Raw genomic sequence first — 13,018 nt, forward strand, 5'->3', positions numbered from 1 at the left:
ATCCTGACAATCAAATGGACATGGTCAATTTGAACATTTAGCTCAACGATTTTGCATTTCTTCATTGAGCTGTAGATGTAGATCCCTCTATGCAGCTCTTTGCCTAAGCTCCCCTTCAGGAGCTTGAATCTGTACTTTGGCGTCCAGACGATGTGATACTGACAACGATAGAATACGTGTGAAGCGGATTCATATCTGCTCATGTTAGTTGCTCTCCTATTTGCTGGTTACAAACAGGTTGAACCTTCTAACATGAGCGCTCTTCGGGCAAAGCCCACAAGAACGATCACCACCTCCATAGGAGGTGGTTTAATACTGATAAAAAAAAGGTGGCCTAAGCCACCTTTTTTAACTCAGCAAGAGTGCTTACTCTTCGCCTTCGCTCGCTTCTGGTGCTGCGTTTAGCAAGGCAGCCAGGTTGTCAGCGGCTTCGTCAGCACTGATAGGTGCTGGCTCTTCGCTGCCGGCGCGACGCTTCTCGTGGTACGCAAAACCGGTACCGGCAGGAATCAAGCGACCAACGATTACGTTTTCTTTCAGACCACGTAGTTCGTCTTGCTTGCCGCCTACTGCCGCTTCGGTCAGTACGCGAGTGGTTTCCTGGAACGATGCCGCCGAGATGAACGATTCGGTAGACAGCGATGCCTTGGTGATACCCAGCAGTTCACGACGGAAGGTCGCAGGCTGCTTGCCTTCAGCGATCAGCTGACGGTTTTCGATATTCACACGTGCAACTTCTGCTTGCTCACCTTGCAGGAAGCTAGAGTCACCAGCGTTCAGGATGATGCACTTACGCAGCATCTGACGGACGATGGTCTCGATGTGCTTATCGTTAATTTTTACACCCTGCAGACGGTAAACGTCTTGCACTTCGTTCACGATGTAGTTGGCAACTGGGCTGATACCACGTAGGCGCAGAATGTCATGTGGAGACTCTGGGCCATCGGCGATAACTTCACCTTTACCTACCTTCTCACCCTCGAACACGTTCAGGTTACGCCACTTAGGAATCATCTCCTCGTAAGCATCACCTTCAGCCGGAGTAATTACCAGACGGCGCTTACCTTTGGTTTCTTTACCAAAGCTAATGGTACCGGTAATTTCTGCCAGAATCGCAGGCTCTTTAGGCTGACGCGCTTCGAACAGGTCGGCAACGCGTGGTAGACCACCGGTAATATCCTTGGTACCGCCAGATTCTTGTGGGATACGTGCAATGGCATCACCCACGCCTACTTCAGCGTTATCTTCAAGGTTTACGATCGCCTTAGCTGGCAGGAAGTACTGAGCAGGGATATCGGTACCAGCAATCAGTACGTCATTACCCGCTTCGTCTACCAGTTTCACCATCGGACGCATCTCTTTACCCGCACCCGGACGCTCGTTCGGGTCCAGCACGTTGATGCTAGATAGGCCGGTTAGCTCATCGGTTACACGCGTAATGGTCACGCCTTCGATCATGTCGACGAACTTCAGACGTCCTGGTACTTCGGTAATAATTGGGTGCGTGTGTGGGTCCCAGTTAGCTACGGTTTCGCCCGCGCTAACTGCGCCGCCATCAGTCACCTCAAGTACCGCACCATATTGCAGCTTGTGGCTTTCTTTGGTCTGACCCATCTCATCGATAATGGTCAGCTCGGTAGAACGCGAGGTTACAACCAGCTTGCCTTCGTTGTTGGTAACAACTTTAGCGTTATGAAGCTTGATAGTACCGGTGTTCTTAACCTGGATGCTGTTCTCTGCTGCCGCACGCGATGCCGCACCACCAATGTGGAAGGTACGCATGGTAAGCTGAGTACCCGGCTCACCAATCGACTGTGCTGCAACAACACCAACCGCTTCACCCTTACCAACCATGTGGCCGCGGGCCAAGTCACGACCGTAACAGTGTGCACACACACCGAAGTCGTTTTCACAGCTAATTACCGAGCGAACTTTTACGGTGTCTACGGAGTTTTCTTCCAGCAGGTCACACAGTTTCTCGTCCAGCAGGGTGTTGCGCTCTAGCAGTACTTCAGACTCGGTACCCGGCTTGATCACATCATCAGCCAGTACACGACCCAGTACGCGCTCACGCAATGGCTCAACAACGTCACCACCCTCAATGTGAGGAGTCATTATGATGCCGTCAGTAGTACCACAATCGCTGTTGGTCACAACCAAATCTTGCGCAACGTCAACCAGACGACGAGTCAGGTAACCCGAGTTCGCGGTCTTCAGTGCGGTATCGGCCAAACCTTTACGCGCACCGTGGGTTGAGATGAAGTACTGAAGTACGTTCAGACCTTCACGGAAGTTCGCCACAATTGGAGTTTCGATAATCGAGCCATCTGGCTTAGCCATCAGACCACGCATACCCGCCAACTGACGAATCTGAGCGGCACTACCACGAGCGCCTGAGTCGGCCATCATGTAGATGCTGTTGAAAGAGTCTTGCTGCTCTTCTTCGCCGTCGCGGTTAACCACGGTTTCAGAAGACAGGTTCTCCATCATCGCTTTCGATACTTTTTCGTTAGCCGATGCCCAGATATCGATTACTTTGTTGTAACGCTCACCCGCGGTTACCAGACCTGCCAGGAATTGCTCTTGGATTTCAGCAACTTCGTCGCTGGCATCTTCGATGATGTCCTTCTTAAGCTCTGGGATTTCCATGTCGTTGATACCTACAGAGGCACCAGACAGGGTCGCGTAGTGGAAACCGGTGTACATCAGTTGGTCAGCGAAGATAACCGCATCTTTCAGACCCAACTTACGGTAACAGGTGTTCAACAGACGAGAGATTTGCTTCTTGCCCATTGCTTGGTTTACCAGAGCAAATGGCAGGCCTTTAGGCATGATCAGCGAAAGAATGGCACGACCCACGGTGGTGTCTTTCATTTCAGTCTTTTCGATGCGCGAGCCGTCTTCAGCAATCTCGATCTCGGTGATACGTACTTTTACGCGGGCGTGCAGGTTCGCCAGTCCAGCGCGATAGAGCTTTTCAGCTTCTTTCGGGCCGGCCAGGTACATGCCTTCGCCTTTGTCGTTAATTTTTTCGCGGGTCATGTAGTACAGACCCAATACCACGTCCTGAGAAGGTACGATGATAGGCTCACCGTTAGCAGGAGACAGTACGTTGTTGGTAGACATCATCAACGAACGTGCTTCTAGCTGTGCTTCCAGAGTCAGTGGTACGTGAACCGCCATTTGGTCGCCGTCAAAGTCAGCGTTATAGGCCGCACACACCAGTGGGTGCAGTTGAATCGCTTTACCTTCAATCAGTACCGGCTCGAACGCTTGGATACCCAAACGGTGAAGAGTCGGTGCACGGTTAAGCAGGACTGGGTGCTCACGGATAACCTCTTCCAGGATATCCCACACTTCACCGCCTTCACGCTCTACCATCTTCTTGGCAGCTTTAATGGTGGTAGCCAGGCCGCGAAGCTCTAGCTTGCCGTAGATGAATGGCTTGAACAGCTCAAGTGCCATCTTCTTAGGCAGACCACACTGGTGCAGACGCAGAGTAGGACCTACGGTAATTACCGAACGGCCTGAGTAGTCTACACGCTTACCTAGCAGGTTCTGACGGAAACGACCTTGCTTACCTTTGATCATATCGGCCAAAGATTTCAGAGGACGCTTGTTAGAGCCGGTGATAGCACGACCACGACGGCCGTTATCAAGCAGCGCGTCTACCGCTTCCTGAAGCATACGCTTTTCGTTGCGTACGATGATATCCGGGGCAGCCAGATCCAACAGACGCTTCAGACGGTTGTTACGGTTGATTACGCGGCGGTACAGATCATTCAGATCTGAGGTCGCGAAACGACCACCATCTAGCGGTACCAGAGGACGCAGATCAGGTGGCAGTACTGGAAGAACGCCCATGATCATCCACTCAGGCTTGTTACCTGAGTCGCGGAACGCTTCCATCAATTTCAGACGCTTGGTCAGCTTCTTACGCTTAGTTTCAGAGTTGGTTGAAGCCAGCTCTTCGCGCATTTCCTCGATCTCTTGATCCAGGTTCAGCTCGCGTAGCAAAGCCAGTACCGCTTCGGCACCCATCTTCGCTTCGAACTCGTCGCCGTATTCTTCCAGCGCGTCAAGGTAGGTTTCTTCGGTCAGCAGTTGGCCGCGCTCCAGGCTGGTCATGCCTGGCTCGGTTACTACAAATGATTCGAAGTACAGCACGCGCTCGATGTCACGCAGGGTCATATCCAGCAGCAAGCCAATGCGAGATGGCAGTGACTTAAGGAACCAGATATGCGCAACCGGTGAGGCTAGCTCGATGTGGCCCATACGGTCACGACGAACTTTAGATTGAGTTACCTCAACGCCACACTTCTCACAGATAACACCGCGGTGCTTCAGGCGCTTATATTTGCCACACAGACATTCGTAGTCTTTTACTGGGCCAAAGATGCGCGCACAGAACAGACCGTCACGTTCAGGCTTGAAGGTACGGTAGTTAATGGTTTCCGGTTTTTTCACTTCACCAAACGACCAGCTACGGATCTGGTCAGGTGAAGCCAGACCGATCTTGATACCTTCAAACTCTTCGGTCTTGCTTTGTTGTTTCAGAAACTTAAGTAAATCTTTCACGTTTCTCTCCAATGTGGAGTTAAACCTGGGGTGCCGCACAATGGCAGCACCCGCCTTGCCTTAATCAGGGGCGTCCTGTGCTTATAGCTCGTCCAGCTCAATGTTGATACCCAAAGAGCGGATCTCTTTGAGCAATACATTGAAGGATTCTGGCATGCCCGGATCCATCTGATGGTTGCCGTCAACGATGTTCTTATACATCTTAGTACGGCCGTTCACGTCATCAGACTTCACGGTTAGCATCTCTTGCAGGGTGTAAGCAGCACCGTAAGCCTCCAGTGCCCATACTTCCATCTCACCGAAACGCTGACCACCGAACTGTGCTTTACCACCCAGCGGCTGCTGAGTAACCAAGCTGTAAGAGCCAGTTGAACGGGCGTGCATCTTGTCGTCAACCAAGTGGTTCAGCTTGAGCATGTACATGTAACCAACAGTTACCGGACGCTCAAACGGGTTACCTGTACGGCCGTCGAACAAGGTGATCTGACCTGAATCAGGTAGGTCAGCCAGACGCAGCATCTCTTTGATTTCTGCTTCTTTCGCACCGTCGAACGCAGGGGTTGCCATTGGCACACCGTTGCGCAGGTTCTTCGCCAGGGTGATCACTTCGTCGTCAGAGAAGCTAGCAACATCAACTTTTTGCGCTTCCGCACCGATGTCGTAAACCTTCTGGATGAAGTCACGCAGTTTGCCCATCTCGATTTCGCGCTGAACTTTCAGCATTTCATCGATCTTCTCGCCCACACCTTTGGCTGCTAGGCCCAGGTGAGTCTCAAGGATCTGACCGATGTTCATCCGTGATGGTACACCCAGTGGGTTCAAGCACAGCTCAACCGGACGACCGGTCTCATCGTATGGCATGTCTTCACGCGGTACGATGGTCGAGATAACACCTTTGTTACCGTGACGACCCGCCATCTTGTCACCAGGCTGGATGCGACGTTTAACTGCCAGGTAAACCTTAACAATCTTCAGTACGCCAGGCGCCAAGTCATCACCTTGGGTGATCTTGCGACGCTTGATGTCGAACTGCTTGTCGAACTCAGCTTTCAGCTCGTCGTACTGCTCAGCGATCTGCTCCAGCGAGGTCTGTTGAGCTTCATCGCTCAGTGACATCTGCAGCCATTCGGCAGGAGCTACGCGATCCAGCTCGGCTTCAGAGCGGCCAGAGTTGATCAGCAGTGACTTAGCACGAGAGAAGATGCCGTCTTCGAGGATCTTGAATTCCTCGGTCAGGTCTTTCTTCGCCTCTTGAAGGTGCATGTCTTCAATTTCTTTGGCGCGCTTGTCTTTTTCTACACCGTCACGGGTGAAGACTTGTACGTCGATTACGGTACCGTAAACAGAGTTAGGTACACGCAGCGAGGTATCTTTAACATCAGACGCCTTCTCACCGAAGATCGCACGCAACAGCTTCTCTTCTGGGGTCAGCTGGGTTTCGCCCTTAGGCGTTACCTTACCTACCAGAATGTCGCCAGGCTTCACTTCTGCACCCACGTAAACAATACCGGACTCATCCAGTTTGCTCAGCGCAGACTCACCCACGTTCGGGATGTCGGCAGAGATTTCTTCGCTACCCAGCTTGGTGTCACGAGCAATACAACTCAGCTCTTGGATGTGGATGGTGGTGAAGCGATCGGCTTTCACAACATCTTCAGAGATACCGATGGAATCCTCGAAGTTGAAACCATTCCAAGGCATGAACGCCACGCGCATGTTCTGACCCAGTGCCAACTCACCCAAATCGGTAGAAGGACCATCAGCCAGAACGTCACCTTTAGCCACCGGCTCGCCTGCTTTAACTACAGGGCGCTGGTTGATACAGGTGTTTTGGTTAGAACGGGTGTACTTAGTCAGGTTGTAGATGTCGATACCGGCTTCACCTGGAAGCATCTCTTCTTCATTTACCTTAACCACGATGCGGCTAGCGTCTGCGTAGTCAACTAGACCACCGCGCTTAGACACAACGGTTACACCTGAGTCTACTGCCACAGCACGCTCAATACCGGTACCTACCAGCGGCTTATCAGCACGCAGAGTTGGAACCGCCTGACGTTGCATGTTCGAACCCATCAATGCACGGTTCGCATCATCGTGCTCAAGGAACGGAATCAGTGAGGCAGCAACAGAAATAATCTGTTGTGGACTTACGTCCATGTACTCGATCTTGTCAGACGGCATATAGGTAGATTCACCTTTATGACGACATGGAACCAGATCGGTTTCAATCAGCTTACCGTTTTCGTCGGTCTCTGCGTTTGCCTGTGCAATCACGTAGCGACCTTCGTCGATGGCCGACAGGTATTCAACCTCGTCAGTAATCTCGCCATCGGTAACTTTACGGTAAGGGGTCTCCAGGAAGCCAAACTCGTTGGTACGAGAGTAAACTGCCAGAGAGTTAATCAGACCAATGTTTGGACCTTCAGGGGTCTCAATCGGACACAGACGACCGTAGTGAGTCGGGTGTACGTCTCGAACCTCAAAGCCAGCACGTTCACGGGTCAGACCGCCTGGGCCAAGTGCAGAAACACGACGCTTGTGAGTTACCTCAGACAGCGGGTTGTTCTGGTCCATAAACTGAGACAGCTGAGAAGAGCCGAAGAACTCTTTCACTGCCGCAGAAATCGGCTTGGCGTTGATCAGGTCTTGAGGCATTAGCGCATCAAGGTCACCCAGGCTCAAGCGCTCTTTAACAGCACGCTCAACACGAACCAGACCTACACGGAATTGGTTCTCAGCCATTTCGCCTACGCTACGGATACGACGGTTACCCAAGTGGTCGATATCGTCCACTTCACCGTTACCGTTACGGATGTCGATCAGAGTCTTCATCACGCGCACGATATCTTCGCGATCCAGTACGCCTTCTACGCGGCCATCTTCACGCTCAACGCGGCTGTTGAACTTCATACGACCAACGGTCGACAGATCGTAGCGCTCAGAGTTGAAGAACAGGTTCTCGAACAACGCTTCAGCAGCATCCTTCGTTGGTGGCTCACCCGGGCGCATCATACGGTAGATCTCAACCAACGCTTCCAGACGGTTGGTGGTTGAATCAACACGCAGTGTGTCAGAGATGAACGAACCGTGGTCCAGTTCATTGGTGTAGATGGTGTTGATGCTGGTTACGCCGGCTTGAGACAGCGCAGCAACCAACTCCAAGGTCAACTCAGCATTGGCTTCAGCAACAACTTCGCCAGTGGCTTCGTCGATGTAGTCTTGGGCCAGCACTTTGCCAACCAGGTACTCAACTGGTACTTCGATCTCTTTAACACCGGACTTATCCAGCTGACGAATGTGGCGAGCGGTAACACGACGACCAGCTTCAACCAATACTTCGCCATCAATTTTAATATCGAAGGTAGCAGTATCACCACGCAGACGTGATGCTTCCAGCTCCATCATCACCTTGCCGTCTTTCACTTGGAAAAGGGTGGTGGTGAAGAAGTTTTCCAAGATCTCTTGAGTGCTCATTTCCAGGGCACGCAGGATGATCGATGCTGGCAACTTACGACGACGGTCAATACGAACGAACAAGTTGTCTTTCGGGTCGAACTCAAAGTCCAACCAAGAACCGCGGTAAGGGATCACACGTGCGTTGTACAGCACTTTACCAGAAGAGTGAGTCTTACCTTTGTCGTGATCGTAGAATACGCCCGGGCTACGGTGTAGCTGGGAAACAATCACACGCTCAGTACCGTTGATAACAAAGGTACCGTTCTCGGTCATGAGTGGAATTTCACCCATGTACACTTCTTGCTCTTTAATGTCTTTGACGGTGCCAGCAGGTGCTTCACGGTCAAACAACACTAAGCGCAGCTTTACACGCAGGGGAGCAGAGTAGGTAACTCCACGAATTTGACATTCTTTTACGTCAAATACCGGTTCCCCAAGGCGGTAGCTTACATACTGAAGCTCCGAGTATCCTGAATAACTGGCAATTGGGAATACACTGCGAAACGCGGCCTCTAGTCCGTACTCACCTTCCGGATCGACTTCAATGAATTTTTCAAAAGAGTCAAGCTGGATAGAAAGCAGGTAAGGCGTGTCCACCACTTGAGGACGTTTCCCAAAGTCCTTACGAATGCGTTTTTTCTCTGTATAAGAGTAAACCATATGGTTCCTCAGCTCGCTGATAAGTGACCCACTCTGTCGCCTCGATGGGGACAGTTCTTAGCTACCGTTTGTCATATAAACCAAGAGCTTACTTGGTTTCGCCTAGAGCTGTGCTAAAACGGAAAAAAGACAGCTTCCTACAGCGCAAAAAGGCTGGTGATTAAATAATCACCAGCCAATGCCTTTTACAGGCTGTAATCTACCTGGGGTAGATTACTTAAGCTCAACAGAAGCACCAGCTTCTTCAAGAGCAGCTTTAAGAGCTTCAGCTTCTTCTTTCTCAGCGCCTTCTTTAATTGGAGAAGGAGCTGCGTCAACCAGACCTTTAGCTTCTTTCAGGCCAAGACCAGTTGCGCCACGTACTGCTTTAATTACAGCAACTTTGTTACCGCCAGCAGCAGTCAGGATTACGTCGAATTCGGTTTGCTCTTCAGCAGCAGCACCGCCTTCTGCACCGCCAGCAACAACAGCAGCAGCAGCAGAAACGCCGAACTTCTCTTCCATAGCTTCAACTAGTTCAACAACGTCCATTACTGACATTTCAGCAATAGCTTCGATGATTTGGTCTTTAGTGATAGACATGACTCAAATTCCTAAATTCGTTTAAATTTATAAAATGTTTAAGCAACAAGCAAATTATGCTGCTTCTGATTCTTTTGCTTCGCGAATCGCAGCAATGGTGCGTACCAGCTTGCCAGCAGCAGCTTCTTTCATAGTTGCCATCAACTTGGCCAAAGCTTCTTCGTAAGTTGGTAGTTTCGCTAGAACGCTAGCGTCTGCTAGGGCACCTTCGAATGCAGCGGCGCGAACTTCGAACTTGTCGTTCTCTTTAGCGAAATCGGTGAACAGACGAGCTGCTGCACCTGGATGTTCGTTAGAGAATGCAATCAAAGTAGGACCTGAGAATGACTCAACGAGACATTCGTAGTCAGTGCCTTCTACTGCGCGACGTGCCAAGGTGTTACGAACAACCTTCATGTAAACGCCAGCTTCACGCGCTTGCTTACGCAGAGCGGTCATAGCGTCAACAGTCACACCACGAGAGTCAGCAACTACTGCAGACAGTGCACCTTTGGCAGCTTCATTGACCTCAGCAACAATTTGCTTCTTGTCTTCGAGTCTTAATGCCATTGGCTTTACTCCTGGATTCCAAAACCAATCAAAACGATTGGTATTAAATACCCCCAAGCATCGCTTGGGGCCTGTACGGTTTGGAGGCCAGAATAAAAAATTTATTCTTGGGTTTCCGAACCATCTACGTAGGACATTAAGCCGGCAACCGGCACCTACGGTCTTGGATGAGGACTTACGTCCTGACCCACATTACAAAGGCGCAAAATTATAGGTGAAATTTTGCGCCATGTAAATATTTTTACGCTTGGGTATCCAAGCTAGCAGCGTCAATCGCTACACCCGCACCCATGGTGGTAGACAGGCTGATCTTCTTGATGAACTGACCTTTAGCTTGAGCAGGCTTGGCCTTCTTCAGAGCTACAACCAGTGCTTCCAAGTTTTCTTTCAGCTTGTCAGCGTCGAAGTCAACTTTACCGATGGTGGTGTGGATAATACCGTTCTTGTCGTTACGGTAGCGGATCTGACCAGCTTTCGCTTGCTTAACCGCGTCTGCAACGTTAGGAGTAACGGTACCTACTTTCGGGTTTGGCATCAGGCCACGTGGACCCAGGATTTGACCCAGTTGACCAACAACGCGCATTGCATCTGGAGATGCGATAACTACGTCGAAGTTCATTTCGCCAGCTTTAACTTGAGCGGCCAGGTCGTCCATACCAACGATGTCTGCGCCAGCTTCTTTAGCCGCGTCAGCGTTAGGACCTTGAGTGAATACTGCAACGCGTACTTCACGGCCAGTACCGTGAGGAAGTACAGTTGCGCCACGTACGTTCTGGTCAGATTTACGTGGGTCAACACCCAGGTTTACAGAAGCGTCAACGCTCTCCAGGAACTTAGCAGTCGCCAGTTCTTTCAGCAGCTCAACAGCTTCTTCGATAGAGTACTCTTTGGTTACATCCACTTTTTCGCGGATAATGCGCATGCGCTTAGAAAGTTTTGCCATCGTCTTAGCCCTCTACTACCAAGCCCATAGCACGGGCAGAACCTTCAATACAGCGAACCATCGCATCCAAGTCAGCACCAGTTAGGTCAACTTCTTTGGTCTTAGCGATTTCTTCCAGTTGCGCGCGGGTTACTTTACCTACTTTTTCTTTGTTAGGTACGCCCGAACCTGACTTGATGCCAGCCGCTTTCTTCAACAGGTAAGATGCCGGTGGGGTTTTGGTCTCGAAAGTGAAAGAACGATCGTTGTACACAGTAATGATTACTGGTACTGGAGCACCTTTCTCTAGAGAATCTGTTTTCGCGTTGAACGCTTTACAGAATTCCATGATATTTACACCGTGCTGACCTAGAGCAGGACCAACTGGTGGTGACGGGTTAGCAGCGCCAGCTGCAACCTGAAGCTTAATGTAAGCTTGGACTTTTTTAGCCATTAGATTTACCTCAAATAGGGTTCAAACGCCGTGTTCGCGAAGGTTTTTCGCTACTTGGCTTCCCGATATAACAAAGGGCAGCGGATTATAGGCTAAGCGCTGCCCTCAATTCAATAGATTGGTTAAATTTTATCAACCTTTTTCGATTTGTCCGAACTCCAGCTCAACTGGGGTAGCACGGCCAAAGATCAGAACCGATACTTTCACGCGGCTCTTCTCGTAATCGACTTCTTCGATGGTGCCGTTGAAGTCGGCAAAAGGACCATCGGTAACACGAACCACTTCGCCGGGTTCGAACATCGTTTTTGGACGCGGCTTATCAGCACTCTCGTCCAGACGCGCCAAAATAGCATCTGCTTCACGATCAGAGATTGGCGCCGGGCGATCAGCGGTACCGCCGATAAAGCCCAATACCCGTGGCACGTTCTTAACCAAGTGCCAGCTCTCGTCGTTCATGTCCATCTGAACCAGCACATAGCCGGGGAAGAACTTACGCTCACTTTTACGTTTCTGGCCAGCACGCATCTCGACAACTTCTTCTGTCGGCACAAGTATCTCACCGAAGTAATCATGCATATCGTGGATCTGGATATGCTCTTTCAGCGATTTAGATACACGAGCTTCGTAACCAGAGAAGGCTTGTACTACGTACCAGCGTAATTTAGCTTGTTCTTCACTCATCTTTTAGATTCCAAGTCCCATGACAAAGCCAGCTAGGCGAACCAAAATACCGTCAAGTCCCCATAGGATAAGAGACATCACAGCGGTGGTTGCCAGCACGATTAACGTGGTTTGCACAGCTTCTTGGCGGGTAGGCCAAACAACTTTACGGGTTTCCGTACGAGCTTCTTGAGCAAATGCGATGGCTTCCTGGCCTTTGGTGGTTTGTGAAGCGATACCCAGCGCAGCAGCAACTGCGACAACAACACCGATCACACGGATCAGTACTGACAGTTCCTGGTACATGTAGTTACCTACAACAGCGCCGACTACAAGCAGGGCTACTAGCCCCCATTTCAGGCCGTCAGCCGACCCACTTTGATTTTCAGTATTGGTACTCATCAAACAACCTGTATCAATTTCGAAACTAGCAAACCACCAGGAAAAAGGTGGCAGGGGCGGAGAGATTCGAACTCCCAACATTCGGATTTGGAATCCGACGTTCTGCCATTGGAACTACGCCCCTATTACACGAAGGCCAGAATTATATGCGCATTTCAAGCTAATTAAAAGCGCTACCTTGCCGCATTGGGAAGCTGGCGTTGGCGAACTAAACATCAGCTTTCGCCTTCGTGAGAAACTCGCGATCTTTATGCCAGCGATAAACACAAAAAGGCGAGCCGAAGCTCGCCTTTTCTAATGTGTTCCTAAGAACCGACTAATTAGTCGATGATCTTAGATACAACACCTGCACCTACGGTACGGCCACCTTCACGGATAGCGAAACGTAGACCTTCGTCCATTGCGATTGGGCAAATTAGCTCAACAACGAACTTCAGGTTATCACCAGGCATTACCATTTCTACGCCTTCTGGCAGCTCTACTGAACCAGTTACATCAGTAGTACGGAAGTAGAACTGTGGACGGTAGCCTTTGAAGAATGGAGTGTGACGACCGCCTTCATCTTTAGACAGTACGTATACTTCAGACTCAAACTTGGTGTGAGGAGTGATGGTACCTGGCTGTGCCAGTACTTGACCACGTTGTACTTCGTCACGCTTAGTACCACGTAGCAAAATACCACAGTTCTCACCCGCACGACCTTCGTCAAGCAGCTTACGGAACATCTCTACACCAGTACAGGTAGTCTTGGTGGT

Annotated in this window: 10 protein-coding genes and 1 tRNA gene; all 11 read right to left on the minus strand. The window is 50.5% G+C overall.

What is annotated here, in order from left to right; genetic code table 11:
- On the minus strand, positions 1 to 203 hold a 203-nt coding region (gene tnpA / locus G461_RS0114180), incomplete at its 3' end, for an IS200/IS605 family transposase (protein ID WP_026972337.1).
- Between the two features lie 163 nt (positions 204 to 366).
- Positions 367 to 4,578, minus strand: coding sequence for a DNA-directed RNA polymerase subunit beta' (gene rpoC, locus G461_RS0114185; RefSeq protein WP_026972338.1), 4,212 nt, complete (start codon positions 4,576 to 4,578; stop codon positions 367 to 369).
- Positions 4,579 to 4,659: 81 nt separating this feature from the next.
- The gene (rpoB, locus tag G461_RS0114190) at positions 4,660 to 8,694 is read right to left on the minus strand and encodes a DNA-directed RNA polymerase subunit beta (protein ID WP_026972339.1); all 4,035 of its coding nucleotides are present in this window, start codon (positions 8,692 to 8,694) and stop codon (positions 4,660 to 4,662) included.
- A gap of 213 nt (positions 8,695 to 8,907) precedes the next feature.
- Positions 8,908 to 9,276, minus strand: a complete 369-nt coding sequence (gene rplL / locus G461_RS0114195) for a 50S ribosomal protein L7/L12 (protein ID WP_026960393.1) — start codon at positions 9,274 to 9,276, stop codon at positions 8,908 to 8,910.
- 54 nt (positions 9,277 to 9,330) lie between these two features.
- The gene (rplJ, locus tag G461_RS0114200) at positions 9,331 to 9,825 is read right to left on the minus strand and encodes a 50S ribosomal protein L10 (protein WP_026960394.1); all 495 of its coding nucleotides are present in this window, start codon (positions 9,823 to 9,825) and stop codon (positions 9,331 to 9,333) included.
- A gap of 241 nt (positions 9,826 to 10,066) precedes the next feature.
- Entirely contained in the window at positions 10,067 to 10,768 is a 702-nt protein-coding gene (gene rplA, locus G461_RS0114205; protein WP_026960395.1) for a 50S ribosomal protein L1, read from the minus strand.
- A gap of 4 nt (positions 10,769 to 10,772) precedes the next feature.
- Positions 10,773 to 11,201, minus strand: coding sequence for a 50S ribosomal protein L11 (rplK, locus tag G461_RS0114210; RefSeq protein ID WP_026960396.1), 429 nt, complete (start codon positions 11,199 to 11,201; stop codon positions 10,773 to 10,775).
- A gap of 132 nt (positions 11,202 to 11,333) precedes the next feature.
- Positions 11,334 to 11,882 carry a transcription termination/antitermination protein NusG gene (nusG, locus tag G461_RS0114215; protein ID WP_026960397.1) on the minus strand — a complete coding sequence of 183 codons (549 nt, stop codon included), beginning with the start codon at positions 11,880 to 11,882 and terminating at the stop codon, positions 11,334 to 11,336.
- Between the two features lie 3 nt (positions 11,883 to 11,885).
- Positions 11,886 to 12,263 (minus strand): preprotein translocase subunit SecE, encoded by a 378-nt coding sequence (gene secE / locus G461_RS0114220; protein WP_026960398.1) that lies wholly within the window; start codon positions 12,261 to 12,263, stop codon positions 11,886 to 11,888.
- Positions 12,264 to 12,311: 48 nt separating this feature from the next.
- A tRNA-Trp gene (locus G461_RS0114225) sits at positions 12,312 to 12,387 on the minus strand.
- Positions 12,388 to 12,583: 196 nt separating this feature from the next.
- The coding region (locus G461_RS0114230; protein WP_026972340.1) for an EF-Tu C-terminal domain-related protein at positions 12,584 to 13,018 on the minus strand (435 nt) is incomplete at its 5' end.

The sequence above is a fragment of the Aliagarivorans marinus DSM 23064 genome, from assembly GCF_000429485.1.
GTDB lineage: Bacteria > Pseudomonadota > Gammaproteobacteria > Enterobacterales > Celerinatantimonadaceae > Aliagarivorans > Aliagarivorans marinus.